We start from the raw sequence: 19,528 nt of genomic DNA on the forward strand, positions 1-19,528 counted from the left end.
CGCCTATTCCTGGGAGGCGGAAGGGGCGGCGCCGGCGAGACCGTACAGGCGGGCCGCGGTGCCGCCGGTGATCAGCGCCAGGTCGGTCCCGTCGAGCGGCGGCAGCTGCTCCTTGACGAGGTCGACCAGCTCGGACAGCTTCCCGGCCGAGGCGGGGAAGTTGGAACCCCACATCACGTGTGCCGCACCGAACGTCTCGACCAGGGACCGGAAGAGCGGCGCCGCGGACCCGGCCTCCCGCTGGGCGCGCAGGATCGCCGGCGGCGTGAGCTTGACGAAGACCCGGCCGGTCTCGTGGAGCGGGGTGACACCCGGGGCGTCGGGGTACAGCGGTCCGTCCTCGGACAGCTGCGGCCGGCCGCCGTGGTCGAGCACCGCGGTGAGGCCCGGGTACTGCTGGAGGAGCTTCGCCAGGACGGGCGCGTGCTGGGCGTGCATCTGGATGCAGACCGGCACCCGGCGGTCGGAGAGGAACTGCCAGACCGGCGCCATGCGCTCGTCGTCGAGACCCCGGCCGGGGGTCGGCACCGCGGTCGTCCCGTCCGCCGCACGGATGCGGACGCCGGAGAAGCCCCGCTCATCGATCCAGTGGCGCAGATCCGTGAGCGCGTCGGGGGAGAGGAAGTCGACCGAGCAGACGCCGCTGATGCGGTCGGCGTGCCGGGTGAGCTGGTCGGCGACGTAGTTGTTGTCGAAGCCGTACACGGTGGAGGCCTGTACGACGACGAGGTGGTCGACGGCCGCCGCGTCGGCCTCGCGCAGCAGACCGTCGATGTCGGTGGGCCGTTCCTGGGACCAGGTGGAGCGGTGACCGCCGAGAGGTGCCGCGGGATAGGCGTCGGTGTCGGGCGAGATGATGTGGGTGTGCGTGTCAACGTGGAACATGAGCACCTCTGTGCGGGTGGTGTCGCGGCGGGTGGGTGAGTCGGGCTCGGTCGTCGAGGGCTGGTGCGGGACGTCCAGGGGTCCGGGCACGGTGACGGGCGCCGGGGTCCTGGGTAGTAGTGGCGGCTCTCACGCGCTGCGGCGCGGATGCCTCGTCGACCCGTACGGCTACCAGAGGCTCGATCCAGGAATGTCATACAGTTTTGGCCACCGTACGCGTATGAAAGGGAGCTATCAATACTCGTGCGGGCGGACTGTCAAACAATTCTTACGGGGATCGCGGCAGGTGAAAGCCCCTGAAGCCGGCGCACGGGGTTCCGGCCGGCTGGTGTGCGGGCCGGTGGGGACGCGGGCTGCGCGGTGTCAGCCGCCGAGGTACTCGGTGTAGTCGGCGAACAGGTCCTCGGCGGTCATCGACGACCTGATGAGCTGCTGCTCGCGTGCGTACTGGATGGCCAGCCGCACTCCCGAGAGCAGGGCGTCGTTGAGTCCGTGGGAGACGGCGCGCTCCCGGACGGACCCCGGGGCCTGCGTCCTGGTGGCGTCGATGCTCGCGGTGAAGGCGTCGTAGATGCCCCGGACGGCCTCCGGATCCTTCCTCAGCAGGTCCGTGCGGACGGTGAGCATGTGGTTGATCGGCACGGTGGCATGGCGTTCGGCCCAGGCCTGCCCGGCCGTCTCCCAGTCCTTGAGGACCGGGACGAGTCCGCTGCCGCCGACCACGGCGGCGATGTCCCCGGCGCGCAGCAGCTCCATGAGGGTGCCGGCCGAGCGCTCCACGTTCGGCGGCTCGACGTACTCCGCCACGTGCGGGCCCTCGGTGGTGACCCAGGTGATCTGGTCGGCCGCCACCCCGTAGTCCTCCTTGAGGGCGCCGCGGACCCACATCCCGGTCGTCTGGCTGTACGCCCGCACGCCCACCCGCCGGCCCACGAGATCGGCGGGGTCGCCGATCGGGCCGTCCGGGGACTGCGCGAGGGTGTTGTGGTGCAGGCGCCCGCTCATGGCGATCGGCAGCAGGCTGACGCCCTTGCCGTGCTCGAAGGCCTGGAGATGCGTGACGATCGCCATCTCGGACACGTCGAACTTCCGCTCGCGGACCATGGGGGCGAACGCCCGGTGGATCGGGTCGACGTCGGGGAATTCGAGGGTGCAGTTCCCGACACCCCGCCGACCGGTCTTCAGCGGGACGGTGTGCGTGTAATCCCTTACCGCCACGGAGTACGTAGTCAAGGTTCCTCACCTTCCAGTGGTGCTCACGCACACTTCTTCTCGACGCTCTGTCGCGAGCGGAAAGCCAACCGGTCCCGGCCGGGCAGGGGGCGTCCCTGTCGGACCCTTCCGGTGGATGGGGCGGTCGCCGGGCTGCTGCGTCAACGGTGACCGTCCGTTGTCAGGCTGAGGTGCCCGGTCCGGGCTTGTCAACCCATCGGTGGCACACGAATCGTTAAACAGATTTTCTGTGGATGTCCATCCCATTGCGGGCGGGAGGTGCCACTGTTACCGTCCTGGCGTGCAGATTGTTCGACAACTATCCAGGTTCTGGAAGGGGTCGGGCGGCAGCGACCGCGCGGCACACCCCGGCCCCCCGTCAGGCGGGGCGCGACCGGGCCTCGTGCCGGCCTTCCTGCTCGCGGTGGATCCGGAGACCGCTCTGTGGAGATCCCGTTCGCCGCTCTCGACGAGTCCTGCCGGCTGCTCCGTCCCGCAGGTGACGCGCCTTCGATTGTTTGACAATGCATGACGGTGAGGTCGCTTCGGCTCGCCAATGGTGGTAACTTGCGCCGAAAGTTGTCTAACAATTCTGAGAGTGCGCCTGGGTGTCGCACCGCTCCGGCTCCATCGGCCCAGTGAGGTTCAGCGTTGATAACGATCAAGGAAGAGATCGCCGTACCGAGTCCTCCCGAACGTGTCTGGGAGGTCATCTCCGATCCGTCGGCCGTCGTGTCGTGCATCGGAGGTGCCGAGCTCGGGGCGTCGCACGAGGACGGGTCCTTCGACGGGACGCTGGCCATCAGGTTCGGCGGCCTGCGGGTCAAGTTCGCCGCCCGCGTCTCGCTGGACCTGGACGAGCCGGAACACGAGGGCCGTCTGACGGCCCGGGGAGGTGACGGCCAGGGCGCCACCCGGTTCAGTGCCGGTGCCACGTTCAGGGTGGTCGAGGGAGACACCCCGGGCACGTCGCGGGTTTTCTGCGACGGGGAGATCAAGCTCAACGGCAAACTCGCCAAGCTGATCGAGTCGGGCGCGGGAGCGGTGGTCTCGCGGATGACGAAGGAGTTCACCGACGAACTCGTCACCCTGTGCGCCGCCCCCACCGAACCCGTGGCCGAGCCGTCCGAGCCCGTCGCGGTGGCCTCCGCCGAGCCCCTCGCGGCGACGGCGGCCGGCCGGCCCCGGCCGGCTCCGGCCCGGCGTACCGGCCTGTTCGCCCGGCTGCGGGCGTGGTGGGCGGGACGGAAGTCCCGGCGGCGGGGTGTGCCGCCGAACGGAGCGGGCGGCTCGGCGAGCCAGTCAGGTGAAGCACTCGGACAGGGAGGCCGGCGATGACTACGTCCAGGCACAACAAGGTGATCGAGCGGCTGGCCGCGGGGGAGCACGTCTTCGCGACCTTCTCGGCCGCCGACCCCGGGGCCGCCGTCGAACTCAGCAACACGGAGTACGACGGGGTGGTGTTCGAGATGGAGCACAAGCCCTGGGACATCAACGCGCTCAAGGACAGCTTCCAGTACCTGCTGAGCCGTCGTCAGATCTTCGAGGCGGACAGCCTCGCACCGGCCGTCACCCCGATGGTCCGCATCCCCGCCAACGGGGCGGAGAAGGCCCAGTGGCACGCCAAGCAGGCGCTCGACCTGGGTGCGTTCGGCGTCGTGTGGCCGCACGTCTCCACGGTGGAGGAGGCCCGCAACGCCGTCGCGGCCTGCCGGTACCCCCGGCTGCCGGACGCTCCCCTGTACGAGCCGGCCGGGCTGCGCGGGGACGGCCCGCACGCGGCGACGCGCTACTGGGGCATCCCGAACACCGAGTACTACGCCAAGGCAGATGTGTGGCCGCTCGCCGAGGACGGAGAGATCCTGGTGGGCCTGATGATCGAGGACCAGCTCGGCATCAAGAACCTGCCGGACATGCTCGACCAGGTGCCCGGGATCGGTCTGATCCTGATCGGCGAGGGCGACATGAGCCAGGAACTGGGCGTCCCCCGCCAGTACGAGCACCCCCGTGTCCTGGAGTGCAAGCGGCGGATCCTCGACATCTGCACCGCACGCGGCATCGCCGTGGGCCACCCCCATGTGACCGCCGGCAACGTCGAGCAGGTGCTCGACGACGGCTACCGCTTCCTGATGTCGGCGCCGGTACGCACCTACCCCGGCCTGGCCAAGGCCCGGAAGCTGACCGGCCGCGCCTAGGCACCAGCCGATCCAGTCCGTCGTACACCAGCGGTCACCGCACCGCGAGTATCGGAGCAATACATGATCATTGACTGTCACGGTCACTTCACCACGGCGCCCCCCGCGCTGGGGAAGTGGCGGGAGAAGCAGATCCGGGCGTTCGAGGAGACCGGCGCCCGCCTGTCGCCCGACGAGCTGGACATCGGCGACGACGAGATCCGTACCGCCATCGAGAACGGGCAGCTGAAGCTGCAGATCGAGCGCGGCACCGACCTGACGGTCTTCTCGCCGGGCGCGGGCAAGATGGCCCACCACTACGGCGACGAGCACACCAGCCTGGACTGGTCCCGGGTCAGCAACGACCTGATCGCCCGGGTGTGCGGCCTCTTCCCCGAGCGGTTCGTGGGGGTGTGCCAGCTCCCGCAGTCACCGGGCGACGCCCTGCCCGCCTCCGTCCGCAACTCCGTCGCCGAACTGGAGCGCTGCGTCGAGGAGCTGGGCTTCGTCGGCTGCCTGCTCAACCCGGACCCGTCGGACGGCTACTACCAGGCGCCGCCGCTCACCGACCGCGTCTACTACCCGCTGTACGAGAAGATGACCGAGCTGGACGTCCCCGCGATGGTGCACGTCGCGATGTCCAGGAACCCCGCGCTGCAGGGCACCTGCGCCCACTACCTCGCCGGTGACACCGCTGCGTTCATGCAGCTGTGCGAGTCGGACCTGTTCAAGGACTTCCCGACGCTCAAGCTGATCCTGCCGCACGGCGGCGGCGCCGTCCCGTACCACTGGGGCCGCTACCGGGGCATGATGCAGGACCGCGGCCGGCCGCCGCTGGAGGAGTCGATCCTGCCCAACGTGTACTTCGACACCTGCGTCTACCACAAGCGCGGCATGGAGCTGCTGCTCGACATCATCCCGGCCCGCAACGTCCTGTTCGCCTCGGAGATGATCGGCGCCGTCCGCAGCGTGGACCCCGAGACCGGACGCCGGTTCGACGACACCAAGTACACCCTCGACTCCATCGACATGAGCGACACCGACCGCCAGGCGGTCTACGGAGGCAACGCGCTGCGGGTCTTCTCCCGGCTCGACGGCGTCCTGAAGGCGCGGACCACGGCCGCGGCGAACGTGAAGGAGTCCTGATCAGTGAAGGTCTACGAAGCCCTGGCCGAGGCGTTCGTCAAGGAAGGCACCACCGACGTCTTCGGCATGATGGGTGACGCCAACATGCACTGGATGGCCGCGCTCGCCGACCGCGGCGTGCGCCTGTACGAGGTCCGGCACGAGGGTTCGGGCCTCGGCATGGCCGACGGCTGGGCCCGCGGCGCGGGGCAGCCCGGCGTGGTCACCACCACCAGCGGTCCCGGAGTCTCGCAGCTGGCCACCTCGATGCTCTGCGCGAGCCGGGCACGCACTCCCCTGGTCGCGTTCTGCGGGGAGACCCCGCTGGGGGACGAGGGCGCCACCCAGTACCTCGACCAGCGCCGGTTCGCCGCCGCGATCGAGTGCGAGTTCATCCACGTGACCCGGCCCGAGAACGCCCAGGACGCCGTGCGGCAGGCCTTCTACCGGGCGCGGACCGAGTCCCGGCCGGTCATGATCAGCGCCCCGTTCGACGTCCAGGTCGCCGAACTGGAGGACTACGACGAGGACTACACGCCCTCGACCGCCCTGATCGACACGCCCCGGCTGCTGCCCGACCCGGCCAGGCTCGCCGCCGCCGCCGACCTGCTCCAGGACGCCAAGCGGGTGGTGATCATCGCGGGGCGGGGCGCCCGCCGCGCCGAGGCGGGCGAGCAGGTCCTGGCCCTGCAGGAGCAGACCGGCGCCCTGCTGGCCACCACCCTGCAGGCGAAGAACTGGCTGTGCGACCGCACCGACTTCCACGTCGGCCTGTCGGGTCTGTTCGGCGACAAGCTGTCGATGGAACTGCTCCAGGAGGCCGACTGCGTGATCGCGGTGGGTGCCAGCCTGAACCACTACACCATCGAGAGCGGCTACCTCTACCCCGAGGCCAAGTACCTCCAGATCGACACCGCCCCGCACCTGGTGATGGGCAACGGCAAGCGGGCCGACTGCTACCTCCAGGCCGACGCCGTCACCGCCCTCACCGAGCTGACCCGGGTGCTCAAAGAACGTTCCGTCGCGCTGGAGGGCTACCACACCGAGCAGGTCCGCCGGCATCTGACCGGCCGGCTCCAGCAGCCCGAGTACGTGCGCGAACCCGGCCGGCTCGACCCGCGCGAGGCGATCTGGATCCTGGACCACGAACTCCCCGCCGACATGGGGCTGGTACTGGGCAGCGGCCACCAGACCGACTTCGGCACCATGCTCTTCCAGCGCTCGCGGGACGTGCTGTCCAACTACGGCATGTTCGGCGCCATCGGCCAGGCCCCGCTCATCGCCATGGGCCAGATGGTCGCCAAGGGGAACCGGCCCGGCTTCGTCGTCGAGGGCGACGCCAGCTTCCTCATGCACCTGTCCGAGTTCGAGACCGCCTGCCGCTACGACATCCCGCTGCTGGTCGTCGTGATGAACGACCAGGGCCTCGGTGCCGAGTACCACAAGGCGAAGGCGAAGGGGCTCGACCCGGACCTGGCGACCATCAGCACACCCGAGATCGGCGAGGTCGCCAGGACCCTCGGCGGCGGCGGGGCCACCGTCCGCACCGCCGACGAACTGCGCGCCGCACTCGCGGAGTACGTACGCGAGCCCCGGCCCACCGTCGTCGACGTCCGCATCACCCGCGAGGTGCTCAGTACGCCCTACCGCCGTATCCAGTACGGCGAGGACGTCTGAGCGGCACCCGGACACGTATCCACCTCGTACCCCCCAAGGAGAGAGACATGAAGCTGGTCCTGGGCCGCGACGATCTCGCGGCGGCCGCCGCGGCGGCGGCGCGTGAGGCGGGCGCGGAACCGGAGCGGATCGGCATCAAGCCGGTCCACAAGGCCTCCCGCGGCTTCGTCAACCGCTCGGACGCGGACCTGTGCGAGCTGGCGATCGTCACCGTCCTGCAAGCCGTCGCCCACGGCAAGCCGGTGCTGCTGCTGCCGGTCACCACGCTCGGCCGCCACCAGCACCAGACCCTGGTGACCCTGGGCCGGCTGTCGGTCGCCGACGTCGAGGGACACAGCGTCGGCGTGCGGGCCTGGAGCCAGACCACCGGGGTGTGGGTGCGCGGGTTCCTCACCGAGCAGTACGGCGTGGACCTCAGAAAGGCCGCCTGGACGACGTACGAGGGCCACCACGTCGAGGGCGCCGAGGACCCGTCGTGGGTCAGGCGCGCGCCGGAAGGGACCAAACTGCCCGCGGACTTCCTGGCGGGCCGGGTCGACTTCGGCATCATGGGCAACGAACTGCCCGCCGACGACCGGATCCGCACCGCCGTCGACCACGCCCACGAAGCCGCCGAGCAGTGGTCGAAGGAGCAGGGGTTCATCCCCGTCAACCACGTGGTCGGCATCTCCGAAGCCGCTGCCGCCGAGCACCCGGCGGCGATCCTCGCCGCCTACGACGCGATGCGGTCGGTGCTCACCGCCAAGGAGGAGGCCGGCCGGGCCTTCCCGCTGCACCCCGTGGGCTTCGAGGCGCTGCGCGGCGCGTTCACCAAGGCCGCCGCCTACGCGCTGGAGCAGGAGGTCGTCCCGCGGGCCGTGGACTACGACGAGCTGGTCGAGCGGACCTGCACGGCACTGGGCGTACCGCCGGCCCGGCTCGGAGCCTGAGCGCCAACGGCCGCCGCACCGCACGGTCGCGACGGAAGCACACAACGAACAGGAAAAGGGCAGAAGGCATGGACAAGCTCACGGTCGTTCTCGGCGACTACCCGCACGCGCAGCCGCTGCTGGACGGCGACACCGCGCCGGAGGGTTGCACCGTCGAGCCCGTCGAGGTCAGGCCGGTCATCGGCGCGTACCGCAGGATGATCCGGGACCTGGAGTTCGCCGTGTGCGAACTCGCCCCGGTGTCGTACCTGATGGCCCGCCAGGAAGGCATACCGCTGACCGCGGTCCCGGTGTTCCTCAACCGGCGCTTCCACCACGGCGACGTGCAGTGCGCCACCCACTCCGGCATCCGCGTGCCGCGCGACCTGGAGGGCCGCCGGATCGGCGTGCGCGCCTACTCGGTCAGCACCGGTGTGTGGGTGCGCGGCGTGCTGCGCGAGGAGTACGGGGTGGACATCGACACGATCACCTGGGTGGTCGACGACGACGACCACATCGAGGGCCGGGTGCCCGCCAACGTCGAGCGGGTCACCGACGGCCGCTCGCTGGGCGAGCTGCTGCGCGCCGGGGAGATCGACGCCGCGCTGACCGGCAACGCCGGGACCGGACGGGCGGGGGCGCCCAAGGCGGGCTGGACGGCGGCGGCCGAGCCGGAGACCGCCGGTGACGACGGCCCGTACCCGCTGTTCCCCGAGGCCGCCACGCTCGCCGTCGACCACTACCTGCGCACGGGGATCTACCCGTTGCACTCGCTGGTCGCGGTGCGCTCCGAGCTGGTGGAACGCGACCCGGACCTGCCGACCAGGCTGTACGCGGCCTTCGCCCGGAGCAAGCGCCGGCACCTGGACGCGCACCCCGAGTGGTCGGCGGTGGGCCGGCTGGCCCGCCAGGCGCGGCAGATCGGCGGCGACCCCGTCCCCTACGGGATCACGGCCAACGAGCCCAGCCTGAACGCGATGGTGCGGTTCGCCAAGGACCAGGGCCTGCTCGACGCGGACTTCCCCGCCGACCCGAAGTCCCTGTTCGCCGCGGGCGACTACCCGGACGCCTGAACCGGCCCCCGCCGCACCCACCCGAGACAAGGAAGCACGGACACATGGACTTCGTCGACGCGCACTGCCACATCATCTCCGAGGACGTCGCCCGCTACCCCAAGGCACCGATCGGGGGCAAGCAGTCCCAGTGGGCCGCGACCCGGCCGGTGACTGCCGAGGGCATGGTGGCCCGCATGGACGAGACCGGCATCGGCCAGGCCGTTCTCGTCCAGGCCACCACCAACTACGGCTACGACAACTCCTACGTACTCGACAGCAGCCGCCGCTGGCCCGGGCGCTTCGTCGCCGTCGGCACCGTCGACCCGCTGCGTCCGGACGCCGCCGCGAACCTCAAGGCGGCGGTCGGCGAGGGCGGTCTGGCCGGGGTGCGGCTGTTCACCAGCGGCAGCACCGTACCCACCCAGGGGGAGTGGTTCGTCGCCCCCGAGACGTTCCCCTTCTGGGAGAAGGCCGCGGAACTGGACCTGCCGGTCTGCCTCCAGATGCGCCTGGGCGCGGCCACCGGGCAGCTGGTGGAACTCCTGGAGCGGTTCCCCGGTGTGAAGGTGCTCCTGGACCACATCGGATACCCCGACATCGCCGCGTCGCCCGCCCGGGCCGGCGAGGAGGTCGCGGCCCTCGGCGCGCAGCCCGGGCTGCACCTCAAGCTCACCCACCGCAACCTGGAGCGGCTGAAGGACGCCGGGGACCGGGCGGCCGACTTCCTCACCCCGGTCGTGGAGGCCTTCGGCGCCGGGCGGATCGCCTGGGGGTCGAACCTGCCGGCGGCCGAGCAGTCCCTTCCCGAACTGCGTGCCCTCGCCGAGGACGTCCTCGCGGACCTGCCCGAGGCGGACCGGCAGGAGATCTTCGCGGGCACGTCCCGGCGGCTCTACCCGGGCCTGGCCCACGGCGCCGCCTGACGGGGCCGCTCGGGCCGCTCCAGCGCTCCGCCCCGGCTCCCCGGGCAGGGCCGACCGGTCCGGCGGGTGAGCCGGACCGGTCGGCCCCATGACGGTCGGCGGCCGGTCAGTGGTGGCTGTGCGGCCGTAGCCACTGCGGCCGGTGGGCGGTGGGCCGCCGCTGTCCGGCGGTCTCGTCGGCGGCGGTGTCCGTGCTGCTTCCCGCGCCCTCCAGACGGCCGGCCAGCGCGTCCCGCTCGGCGGTGGCCTGCCTGGCGGTCTCCCGTTCCCTGCGGCGCTTCTTGCCGCGGTGGCGTGCCAGTACCGTCCCGGCCAGGAGCATCCACATGCCCAGGCCGAAGATCAGGGTCAGGGCGATGCCGCCGAGAAACGCCCCGAGCGTACTGATCGTGAATGGCTCGCTCCCCAGCAGGCTCACGGTGTAGTCCGGACCGCCGGACAGGTTGTCCGCGATCAGCAGTCCCGCGAAGGCGGCGGCGCCCGCCATGAGCAGGAGGCCCAGCACCAGCATGTCTCTCACCTCGTCGCACGTGGGTTTGCTCCATCCGGGTCACCGTGAGGAATGGGACAAAACGCGCGACTTGTCGGTGCCGGCCGACGGCCGGCACCGGGGCCGGGTCGGGGACCGGGCGCGGCGGCGTTCTACCCTGGCCGCCGAGTGCCGTCACGGGCCGGCCGGCCCGCGACCTGCGACGCCCCGGAGTAGGAGACCCGCCTGTGGATCTGCGAGCCGCCCTGGAAGCCCACCGCCTCGTCGCCATCGTGCGCGGCGGCGACGCCGACGCCGCGCTGCGCACCGTGCTGACGCTGGCCGAGGAGGGCGTGGAGCTGATCGAGGTGTCGCTGACCGGCAAGGACGCGCTGCACGTCATCGAACGCGCCAGAGCGGCCCTCGGCCCCGACCGGCCCCTGGGCGCCGGCACGGTGCTGACCGCCGACGACGCCGTGGCCGCCCACCGCGCCGGCGCCGACTTCGCGGTCACCCCGGGGCTGGGCGACGGCGTCACGGCGGCCCGCGAGCGGGGCATGCCCGTCCTGGCCGGCGTCATGACACCCACCGACGTCATAGCGGCGCGCACCCTCGGCGCCACCGCGTTGAAGATCTTCCCGGCGGCCCAGGCGGGCGGACCGGCCTACGTCAAGGCACTGCGCGGACCCTTCCCGCAGGAGGCCCTGGTGCCCGTCGGCGGTGTCGACGAGGCGGCGGCCCGCGCCCACCTGGCGGCCGGCGCCACCGCGGTCGGGGTCGGTTCCCCGCTGATCGGCGACGCCGCCGACGGAGGCAGTCTCGACGGTCTCCGCGCCCGCGCCCGCGCCTTCCGCGCCGCCGTGCGTCAGGCCCGGCCGTGACCGACGCCCGGCCCGCACCGGAGCGGGACGCCGACACCTCCGTGCCCAGGACCTCCGTGCCCAGGACCTCCGTGCCCAGGACCTCCGTAGGCAGGCGGGAGAAGACCGCGGCCGATCCGGCCACCAGCCCCTGGCGACCGCCGCGGGGACCGGTGGTGTGCCTGGGGGAGACCATGGCGGCCCTGGCCCCGGCCCCCTCCCACGCGCTGGACGACGCGGAGTTGCTGTGTCTCTCGGTGGCGGGCGCCGAGTCGAACGTGGCCATGTACCTCGCGGACCACGGCCTGCCCGTCTCCTGGCTCTCGGCGGTCGGTGACGACGCGCTCGGCCGACGGGTGCGCTCGACCGTCGCAGGGGCGGGCGTGGACGTCTCGGGCGTCCGCACCGACCCCGCACGGCCGACCGGCCTGCTCCTGAAGGACCCGGGCGCCACCGGGACCCGCGTGCACTACTACCGCGCGGGTTCGGCGGCCTCGGCCCTCGGCCCCGGCCTCCTGGACGACGAGCGGATCCGCGGGGCCGCCCTGCTCCACCTGACCGGGGTGACGCCGGCGCTGTCCCCGTCCTGCCGGGCCCTGGTGGAACGGGCCCTGCACACCCCGCCGGAGCGGCGCGGCCACGCCGTCAGCTTCGACGTCAACCACCGCCCCGCCCTGTGGCCGCCGGACACGGCCGCCACGGTGCTGCGCGAGCTGGCCGACCGCGCCGACATCGCCTTCGTCGGCCTGGACGAGGCCCAGGACCTGTGGGGCGCCGACCTGGACGCCACGGACGTCCGCCGGCTGCTGAGCCGCCCGCGGGTCCTCGTCGTCAAGGACGGCGGGCGGGGCGCCACCGCGTTCACCGAGCACGGCGCGTGCACCGTGCCCGCCCTGGCCACTGAGGTCGTGGAGCCGGTCGGCGCGGGCGACGCGTTCGCCGCCGGATTCCTCGCCGGACTGTGCGGCGGCACGGATCTCACCCGGGCCCTGCGCCTGGGTCACCTCACGGCCGCGTCCGCGCTGAAGGTCGTCGGGGACCACGGACCCCTGCCCGACGAGGGCACCGTCGCGGCGATGCTGGCCCTCGCCGAGCAGGACTGGTGTCAGGCGCCGATGTCGTAGAGCACGAACTCCTCCCACGAGCCCGTCACCTCGGTGGAGCGGGCGCGCAGCGCGTACTGGAGCGAACCGGTGTAGCCGTTCTCCATGGCGACGAAGAGCCCGTTGAGCGTGGACTGGAGCGCCCAGCGGTCCAGGCTCTCGTTGTAGTAGAGGACGAACCGCTCCCAGCCGCCCACGCTGGTGGAGCGTGCCCGCAGGACGTTCTGCGCGCTGCCGGTGTAGTTCTTCTCCACCGCCACGTAGCGGTTGTTCGCCAGGGACCGCAGCGCGTAGGTCTCGGTGGCCTCGTCCCACTCGAAGGCGTAGCTCTCCCACGAGCCGCCGAACTCGGTCGAACGGGCCCGCTGGACACCGGTGTTGGGCTCGGCGTAGTTCTTCTCGGTGGCCACGAAACGGTTGTTGCGGACGGACTGCACGGCCAGCAGCTCCGGCTCCGCGGCCGCAGCGGCCGTCTCCCCGGCGGCGAGCGGGGCCCGCCGGGCGTCCTTGTCCCCGGTGATGCGCGCCAGGGCGGATGCGTCCACCGCCTCCCAGCCGGCCGGGACGGCGGCGGGACCGTCGGCGCGCGGGGCGGCGACGGCGGTCGGAACGGTCAGCGCGGACGCCGCGAGCAGGGCGCTCAGGGACAGCAGGACGGAGGTCGTACGTCGCACGGGAATTCCTCGGCTTTCGTCACACGGATACCGGGGCGGCGGGACGACGATCCCGCGGGAAACGGCACCGAGACATGACGGCGTCACCCCCGAATTTCTCCGCACCCCCCACAGGCCGCGGTCGGCACCCCTCCCCGGGTGCGTCGGCGGCCGCTGCGCCGATTCGGCGAAGCACTTTCAGCATAGTGATGTTGAAGCGCGAACCGGCACAGTTCCGCTCTCAATTCGACGATCCCGGACCGGAATTGAGCGGTATTAGGAATCCCGTGGTCCGCCGTTAATTCACCGGCAACGTGCCGTTACGGCGGCGGCCGATTTCCAGGCCGGGCGCGGTCGGCGCGACCTGCTCGTGGCCGCGTCGACGACGAATCCGACCCCGATGCCGAGCATCCAGGTGTCCTTCGCCAGGGCCGTTCCCTCCTGCGTCGGACGCAGGCTGCCCTCCTCGCGCATTCCCGGGGTGCGCAGATAAAGTCCCACCAGTCCCGCCGAGAACGCGGTCAGGCCGATGCCCGCCAGGGCCGTCGGCACAACCGGCAGCAGCAGTGCCGTGCCGAGCGCGATCTCGCCGGCGGAGAGCAGCCGGACAAACGTCGTGGGCTGCAGTTTGCCGAGGAACGGATAGGTGTTCTTCGCCATTCCGTGCATCATGGCGGCGGTCTCTTCGTCGGCTCCGCGCTTGGCCAGACCGGAGTTGAGAATGAAAGCCCCGGTGGCAAGGCGCGGGGCGACATGCCTGAGCTCGACGGGCAGACGCATGGGAACTCCTAGGGGCGTTTCCTCGAGGACACGCCCAGGCTAGGGCGCGCGGTGCGCCCGCGCAGCGCGTAGGTCCCGAGCCTGCTCCGATCGGGTCACGACGGGACCCGGCGGGTACGCCCGGCTCAGTACGGGGGGTTACTCCCGCCGTGGGACGCCCCGGTGGCCGCCGACCGGCAGCGTGGGCGGTGTGAAACTCAGCCGCCCCGCACGCCGGGCCTCCCTCGTCGTCCATGCCGTCGCCTCCGCCGCCTGGCTCGGGCTCTCCCTCGGGCTGCTGGCGCTCGGCATCACCGCGGCGGCCGGCGCCTCCCCGGCCGCGGTGGAGGCCGCCGTCCGCTGCATGAAGCTGTTCGCCGACTGGCTGCTGCTCCCGCTCGCCCTGCTCACCCTGGCGAGCGGCCTGCTGCTGGCGCTGGGCACGCCGTGGGGGCTCGCCCGGCACCGGTGGGTGTACACGAAGTTCTGGCTGACCCTGGCCACGACCGTCGCCACCTTCTTCGCACTGCGCCCCGGGGTGAACTCGGCGGTCGCGGCCGTGACCGCCGGTGAGCCGCTGCCCGACGCGGGGGACGTGCTCTTCGGGCCGGTGGTCTCCCTGTCCGCCTATGTCTTCATGACGGTGCTCTCGCTCCTCAAACCCTGGGGACTCACCCGGCGCGGCCGCCGGCTGCGCGAGCGTCCGTCCCCGGGCGGTTCCTAGCATGAGGTCATGAACAGCACAGTCCCCGACACCATGCGGGCGGCGTACGTCGACGCCGTCGGACCGGCCGACGCCATCCGGTACGGGGAACTCCCCGTGCCGTCCGTGGGCCCCACGGACGTACTGGTGCGGGTGACGGCCGTCGCGGCCGACCCCGTGGACACCTTCGTACGGTCCGGGGCGTACGCCACCCCCCTGCCCACGCCCTTCGTCGTCGGCCGCGACCTGGTGGGCGAGGTCGTCCTGGCCGGACCGGGCGCGGCGGGCTGGACCGCCGGGCGGCGGGTGTGGTGCAACAGCCTGGGCCACGCCGGCCGGCAGGGTGCCTTCGCCCAGTACGCGACGGTCGCGGCCGAACGCCTCTACCCGGTGCCGCCCGGCATCGACGCGGAACACCTCGTGGCGGCCGCCCACCCGGCCGCCACCGCCTGGCTCGCGCTGCTGCGGCACGGGCGGCTGCGGGCGGGGGAGACCGTCTACGTCGGCGGCGGCGCCGGGAACGTGGGCGGCGCCGCCGTCGCCCTGGCCGCCCGGGCCGGGGCCCGCGTGATCGCCACGGCACGTGCCGAGGACGCCGAGGCGGTGCGGGGCCTGGGCGCCGCGGAGGTCCTCGACCACCGCGCGCCAGACCTCGGCGCGCGCATGCGCCGGGCCGCCCCCGACGGCTACGACGTGCACCTGGACACGTCCGGCCACGGGGTGCTGGCCGAGTCCGTCGACTCGCTGGCCCGGGGCGGGCGGCTGGTCGCGATGGCGGGACTGGGCACCGGGCCCTCCGCACTGCCCATGGGCCGGCTCTACACCAAGGACGCGAGCATCGTGGGCTTCGCCATCAGCAACGCCACCACCGCCGACCTCGCCGAGGCGGCACGGGGCGTGGTGGGCGTCCTCACTCACACCCCGTGGCGCCCGCGCATCGCCGACCGGCTGCCGCTGTCGCGGACGGCCGAGGCCCACCGCAGACTGGAGGCCGGAGAGGTGCGGGGACGGCTGGTCCTCACGCCGCCCTGATCGTCTTTCCGGCCCGGCGGGCCAGGTCCATGATGGACACGGTGGAAGAAAACGGGGAAACCGTCGCCAGTGCGTGGAGGCACAGGAATGCGCCGTGAAGACCTGCCGGCCCCGGAGTCGGGAATGCTGCTCACCCACTTCCTCACCGTGGCCGACGTGCCGCGCTCGCGTGCCTTCTACTCCGAGGTGCTAGGCGGCGAGGTCGTGCTCGCGGAGAACCCGTGCATCGTCAGACTGGCGAACAGCTGGCTCATCATGAATCCGGGCGGGGGGCCGACGCCGGACAAGCCGGACGTCACCTTGCGCCCGCCGGACGACCCGGGGACGGCGACGAGCTTCCTCAACATCAGGGTGGCCGACATCGAGCGCTGCCACCGCGAGTGGAGCGCGCTCGGTGCCGAGTTCCTCACCCCGCCGATCGACCGGAAGGCCGAGCTGCGGTGCTATCTGCGCGACCCCGACGGCTACCTGATCGAGGTCGGTCAGGCCACCGGGATGCTGGAGGGCATTTTCGCCGATCCGCCCGCGGGACAGGGCTGACGCGTCCGGCGGGACCGCTCAGGGCTGCGGGCGGACGGTCAGCAGCTGCTGGGCGTGGCCGACCGGGCCGTCCAGGTCGTGCAGCACGGTGCTGGTGATGCCCTGACCGGTCGGCCCGAAGACCACGGTGGTGTCCAGCCCGGTCCACCGGCCCCGCGGCGCGCGGTGCAGGTGCAGGGTGAGGTCCACGTTCGGGAACATCCACTCTCGCGGCGACTGCCGCACCGCGATGCCGTTGGCCGTGTCGACCAGCGCGACGTAGGAGGCCAGCGGGCTCGCGCTCTCCCCGGCGACCAGGTCGAGGCCGGTGGAGATCCAGGCGGTGGCGCGACCCGGCCGGGGCGGGTCCAGCGGGCGCACGTCCAGGGAGGCGATGTACCCGCCGGGCCACTCGGTCTCCATCGGCCAGCGGACGAGCGTGTCCGGCCCGGCGAGCCGGTCGGCACCGCCGCCGGCGACGCCGCTCGTGTCCCCGTCGGCCAGCAGCCAGGCCCTGGCCCGCGCCACCGAGCGGTCCGCGATCAGCACGGTCGCCTCCACCAGCTCGATGGTGCGCCCCGGCCGGACGGTCTCCACCCGTATCTCGCACTCGTCCAGCGCCGGCCGGCCCAGGATGTCGAAGCTGATCCGGCTCAGTGACATCGCCGCACCGGGCCGGTCCGCCAGGTGCCGGTCGACGGCGTGGACGATCAGACCCCCGAGCGGACTGAAGTGCTGTTCGTCCGGGCTCCACGCGCCGCCCGCGTGCGGGGTGGGCTTGTAGCGGTGCTCGTCGATGCGCTCGTAGTAGCTGTCCGGGGTCGCTGTGCTGGTGTTCAACGGGCTGCTCCTGGAACGACGGCGGTGACGAGTACGGCGGCGGCGGCGGGTGCCGACGGCGCCGCCGGGACCGCGACCAGGATAGTTGTACGGCGCATCGGGCCGGGCCGAGTGGGTCGGCCCCGGCTGGGAACTGGGACCGTCCAGGAAGCCGAAGGCGGCGCGCAGGCGAAGGAGTACCGCGATGGCCAGGAAACGCGACGACGGCGAGCACCTGAGGAAGGGGGTCCGCAGCGACAGGTCGGGCAGGTCGGCGGTGCACAAGCCGTCCGCGCTGAAGAAGGAGGAGTGAGGCGCCATGGACGGCGACGAACAGGACGAGACCCGGGACGCCTTCCACGAACTGGTGAACATGACACCGGCCGAACTGGACCGGTGGCTCGACACCGACGAGTCGCGGGACGCCGGGCACCACCAGGACGGGGGCGAGTCCGTCGGGCACGCGTCCGGCCGCCGGATCGTCGAGATCCTGCACAAGAACCGGGGCGACCTCTCGGACGCGGACTACGAGCACATGCGCAAGGTCGTCGGCTACGTCCGCCGGCACCTGGCCCAGCGGCCGTCGGGCGACGTCGCGGACACCCGGTGGCGCCACTCGCTGATGAACTGGGGCCACGACCCCCTGGCACGCCATGGCTGACGACGACCGGCACCGCCGCCCGGACGGCGTCAGCGACGAGACGGTCGAGGCCCTCGGGTCCCTGTCCAAGTCCCTGGAGACCACCGAGTGCGCCCGCGGGCACCTGTTCGCCTTCCACCAGCACACCGGTGCGGCGGACTTCGAACTCGACCGCGCGGTCGCACTGCTGCGTGCCGCGGGGCACCCGGAGTGGGCGGAGCGCGTACGCACCGAGATCCTCGGCCGCAACGTCATCCCCGGCCACTGGACGTTCCAGATCGTCGACGCCTACGACCGGACGTACTACCAGCCGTTCCGGGACCTGGAGCAGGCGGCGGTGGAGCACCTGGCCGAGGGCCGCCGCCACCTGTACGAGGCGGAGCTGAAGCAGGCCCGCAGGACCCGGAACCACCCGGACCACACGTTCCGTCCGGACGGGCCCCGCCCCTGACGGCCGCCCGGGTCCGCCCGCCCGGGGCTCAGTCGCGTCCGCGCGCCCGCCGGAAGCGGTCCAGGCCCTCGGCGAGGTCGACGACCGGGTCGGGATAGCCTCCGTACGCGGAGCGCTCCGCCCGGGGCAGCCGCCAGGGCTCGTGCACCGAGCGACCCTTCAGCCCGGCCAGTTCGGGCACCCAGCGCCGGACGTACGCACCGTCGGGGTCGAACCGCCGGGCCTGCGCGGTCGGGTTCAGGACGCGGTGCGGCCGGGTGTCGGTGCCGGTGCCCGCGGCCCACTGCCAGTTCAGCTGGTTGTCGGCCACGTCGCCGTCCGCGAGCAGCTCCAGGAAGTGCCGGGCGCCCACCCGCCAGTCCACGTACAGCGTCTTGGTGAGGAAACTGGCGACCAGCAGGCGGCCCCGGTTGTGCATCCAGCCCTCGTGCCGCAGCTGGCGCATCGCGGCGTCCACGACCGGGTAGCCCGTGCGCCCCGCCCGCCACGCGGCGACGTCCGCCTCGGCGGCGGCGCCGGTGCGCCAGCGGTCGTGCCGGGTGCGGTAGTCGGCGGCCGCGGCGTGCGGGCGGGCGGCCAGCACCTGGTGGTGGAAGTCCCGCCAGGCCAGCTGTCGTACGAAGGCCTCCGCGCCGGGACCGCCCGCGCGCCGGGCCCGGTGGACCAGCTCGGCGGGGGAGAGGGCGCCGAGGTGCAGGTCGGGGGAGAGCCGGGAGGTGGCGTCGCCGGCCAGGTCGTCGTGGTGGTCCGCGTAGCCGGCGAGGCCGTTGCGCAGCCACGCCGTCATGCGCTTCCTGGCGGCCCGTTCCCCACCGGTCGGCAGCGCCGGGGACAGCCCCACCAGGTCCCCGCGGGCGGGCAGCGGCTCCGAACCGACGCCGTCCGGGACGCGCACCCGGCGCGGGGCGGCCAGCGGCTCGCGGACGGAACGCTCGCTCCAGCGCCGGAAGTACGGCGTGAACACCGCGAAGTGGTCGGAGGCGGCCGGGGTGACGGCCCCCGGGGCCAGCACGGTGGTCACGGCGTCGTGGACGTGCAGCCGGCAGCCCCGCGCCGCGAGGGCGGAGCGCAGGAGTTCCTCGCGGCGGTGCGCGTACGCGCTGACGTCGGCCGCCAGGTGCACCTCGTCGGCCGCCGCCTCCCCGGCCACCGCGCACACCTGCTCGACCAGGTCGCCGGAGCGGACGACCAGCCGCCCGCCGCGGTCCCGCAGCCCGGCGTCCAGGTCCCGCAGACAGTCGGCGAGGAGGGCGAGCCGGTTGGGCGCGGCGAATCCGGCGGCGTCCACGGCCCGGTCCCGGACGAACAGCGGCACCACGGCCGCGGAACGGTCGAGCGCCGCGCGCAGCGGCGGATGGTCGTGGAGCCGCAGATCGCGGGTGAACAAAACGACCGACGTGGTCATGGCACTCCTCGCGGGGGTCCCGGCGACGCTACCGGACCGCGAGGCGCTCTCCGCGGGGACGCGCGGGGCGCCGCCGGGCGGCGGCGTAACAGCGCCGCCGCGTGCGCCGGCCGCCGCCGCCTCGGCCTCCACTCGCCGGCGCCGTGCACCGGGGAG

Annotated in this window: 21 protein-coding genes; 14 read left to right on the top strand and 7 right to left on the bottom strand. The window is 72.7% G+C overall.

Annotation, left to right across the window (positions count from 1 at the left end):
• Positions 1–3 precede the first annotated feature (3 nt).
• Entirely contained in the window at positions 4–885 is an 882-nt protein-coding gene (locus K7854_RS19565) for an amidohydrolase family protein (RefSeq protein WP_226027825.1), read from the bottom strand.
• A gap of 363 nt (positions 886–1,248) precedes the next feature.
• On the bottom strand, positions 1,249–2,118 hold the full coding sequence (locus tag K7854_RS19570) for an ABC transporter substrate-binding protein (protein WP_226027826.1): 870 nt from the start codon (positions 2,116–2,118) through the stop codon (positions 1,249–1,251).
• A gap of 630 nt (positions 2,119–2,748) precedes the next feature.
• Here K7854_RS19570 and K7854_RS19575 point away from each other — a divergent pair.
• The 7 genes from K7854_RS19575 (at position 2,749) to K7854_RS19605 (ending at position 9,959) form a co-directional block, all read left to right on the top strand.
• Positions 2,749–3,435, top strand: coding sequence for an SRPBCC domain-containing protein (locus K7854_RS19575; RefSeq protein ID WP_226027827.1), 687 nt, complete (start codon positions 2,749–2,751; stop codon positions 3,433–3,435).
• On the top strand, positions 3,432–4,292 hold the full coding sequence (locus K7854_RS19580; protein ID WP_226027828.1) for an HpcH/HpaI aldolase family protein: 861 nt from the start codon (positions 3,432–3,434) through the stop codon (positions 4,290–4,292). Before K7854_RS19575 ends, K7854_RS19580 begins: the two co-directional genes overlap by 4 nt.
• A 63-nt stretch (positions 4,293–4,355) precedes the next feature.
• Positions 4,356–5,417 carry an amidohydrolase family protein gene (locus K7854_RS19585; RefSeq protein ID WP_226027829.1) on the top strand — a complete coding sequence of 354 codons (1,062 nt, stop codon included), beginning with the start codon at positions 4,356–4,358 and terminating at the stop codon, positions 5,415–5,417.
• Between the two features lie 3 nt (positions 5,418–5,420).
• A complete protein-coding gene (locus K7854_RS37680) occupies positions 5,421–7,073 on the top strand; it encodes a thiamine pyrophosphate-binding protein (RefSeq protein ID WP_226027830.1) in 1,653 nt (550 codons plus the stop codon).
• 47 nt (positions 7,074–7,120) lie between these two features.
• Positions 7,121–8,002, top strand: a complete 882-nt coding sequence (locus K7854_RS19595) for a hypothetical protein (protein ID WP_226027831.1) — start codon at positions 7,121–7,123, stop codon at positions 8,000–8,002.
• 68 nt (positions 8,003–8,070) lie between these two features.
• Positions 8,071–9,054: an ABC transporter substrate-binding protein gene (locus K7854_RS19600; protein ID WP_226027832.1), complete on the top strand. Its 984-nt coding sequence runs from the start codon at positions 8,071–8,073 to the stop codon at positions 9,052–9,054.
• Between the two features lie 44 nt (positions 9,055–9,098).
• The gene (locus K7854_RS19605; protein WP_226027833.1) at positions 9,099–9,959 is read left to right on the top strand and encodes an amidohydrolase family protein; all 861 of its coding nucleotides are present in this window, start codon (positions 9,099–9,101) and stop codon (positions 9,957–9,959) included.
• A 106-nt stretch (positions 9,960–10,065) separates the two neighbouring features.
• Here K7854_RS19605 and K7854_RS19610 read toward each other — a convergent pair whose 3' ends face one another.
• Complete coding sequence (locus K7854_RS19610; RefSeq protein ID WP_226027834.1) at positions 10,066–10,470, bottom strand: hypothetical protein; 405 nt, start codon at positions 10,468–10,470, stop codon at positions 10,066–10,068.
• 206 nt (positions 10,471–10,676) lie between these two features.
• Between K7854_RS19610 and K7854_RS19615 the strand changes: the two genes are divergently transcribed.
• Entirely contained in the window at positions 10,677–11,309 is a 633-nt protein-coding gene (locus tag K7854_RS19615) for a bifunctional 4-hydroxy-2-oxoglutarate aldolase/2-dehydro-3-deoxy-phosphogluconate aldolase (protein WP_226027835.1), read from the top strand.
• Positions 11,306–12,412 (top strand): sugar kinase, encoded by a 1,107-nt coding sequence (locus K7854_RS19620; protein ID WP_226027836.1) that lies wholly within the window; start codon positions 11,306–11,308, stop codon positions 12,410–12,412. The genes K7854_RS19615 and K7854_RS19620 overlap by 4 nt, the downstream gene beginning before the upstream one ends.
• Here the strand turns inward: K7854_RS19620 and K7854_RS19625 are convergent.
• Both K7854_RS19625 and K7854_RS19630 read right to left on the bottom strand, forming a co-directional pair.
• Positions 12,394–13,065 (bottom strand): fascin domain-containing protein, encoded by a 672-nt coding sequence (locus tag K7854_RS19625; RefSeq protein WP_226027837.1) that lies wholly within the window; start codon positions 13,063–13,065, stop codon positions 12,394–12,396. The two genes, K7854_RS19620 and K7854_RS19625, sit on opposite strands and share 19 nt — an antisense overlap.
• 282 nt (positions 13,066–13,347) lie before the next feature.
• Positions 13,348–13,824, bottom strand: a complete 477-nt coding sequence (locus tag K7854_RS19630; RefSeq protein ID WP_226027838.1) for a hypothetical protein — start codon at positions 13,822–13,824, stop codon at positions 13,348–13,350.
• A gap of 190 nt (positions 13,825–14,014) precedes the next feature.
• On the opposite strand from K7854_RS19630, the gene K7854_RS19635 reads away from it, so the two are divergent.
• From K7854_RS19635 to K7854_RS19645, 3 genes are all read left to right on the top strand, one after another.
• The gene (locus tag K7854_RS19635) at positions 14,015–14,527 is read left to right on the top strand and encodes a DUF2269 domain-containing protein (RefSeq protein ID WP_226027839.1); all 513 of its coding nucleotides are present in this window, start codon (positions 14,015–14,017) and stop codon (positions 14,525–14,527) included.
• A 9-nt stretch (positions 14,528–14,536) separates the two neighbouring features.
• Positions 14,537–15,538, top strand: a complete 1,002-nt coding sequence (locus K7854_RS19640; protein ID WP_226027840.1) for an NADPH:quinone reductase — start codon at positions 14,537–14,539, stop codon at positions 15,536–15,538.
• Positions 15,539–15,625: 87 nt separating this feature from the next.
• Positions 15,626–16,078 carry a VOC family protein gene (locus tag K7854_RS19645; RefSeq protein ID WP_226027841.1) on the top strand — a complete coding sequence of 151 codons (453 nt, stop codon included), beginning with the start codon at positions 15,626–15,628 and terminating at the stop codon, positions 16,076–16,078.
• Positions 16,079–16,096: 18 nt separating this feature from the next.
• On the opposite strand, the gene K7854_RS19650 is transcribed toward K7854_RS19645, so the two are convergent.
• Entirely contained in the window at positions 16,097–16,897 is an 801-nt protein-coding gene (locus K7854_RS19650) for a thioesterase family protein (protein WP_226027842.1), read from the bottom strand.
• Between the two features lie 298 nt (positions 16,898–17,195).
• On the opposite strand from K7854_RS19650, the gene K7854_RS19655 reads away from it, so the two are divergent.
• Both K7854_RS19655 and K7854_RS19660 read left to right on the top strand, forming a co-directional pair.
• On the top strand, positions 17,196–17,537 hold the full coding sequence (locus tag K7854_RS19655; protein ID WP_226027843.1) for a DUF3140 domain-containing protein: 342 nt from the start codon (positions 17,196–17,198) through the stop codon (positions 17,535–17,537).
• The gene (locus K7854_RS19660; RefSeq protein WP_226027844.1) at positions 17,530–17,967 is read left to right on the top strand and encodes a hypothetical protein; all 438 of its coding nucleotides are present in this window, start codon (positions 17,530–17,532) and stop codon (positions 17,965–17,967) included. The genes K7854_RS19655 and K7854_RS19660 overlap by 8 nt, the downstream gene beginning before the upstream one ends.
• 28 nt (positions 17,968–17,995) lie before the next feature.
• Here the strand turns inward: K7854_RS19660 and K7854_RS19665 are convergent, their stop codons facing one another.
• Positions 17,996–19,372 carry a cryptochrome/photolyase family protein gene (locus K7854_RS19665; RefSeq protein ID WP_226027845.1) on the bottom strand — a complete coding sequence of 459 codons (1,377 nt, stop codon included), beginning with the start codon at positions 19,370–19,372 and terminating at the stop codon, positions 17,996–17,998.
• Between the last annotated feature and the right edge of the window lie 156 nt (positions 19,373–19,528).

This window comes from Streptomyces hyderabadensis (assembly GCF_020404845.1).
GTDB lineage: Bacteria > Actinomycetota > Actinomycetes > Streptomycetales > Streptomycetaceae > Streptomyces > Streptomyces hyderabadensis.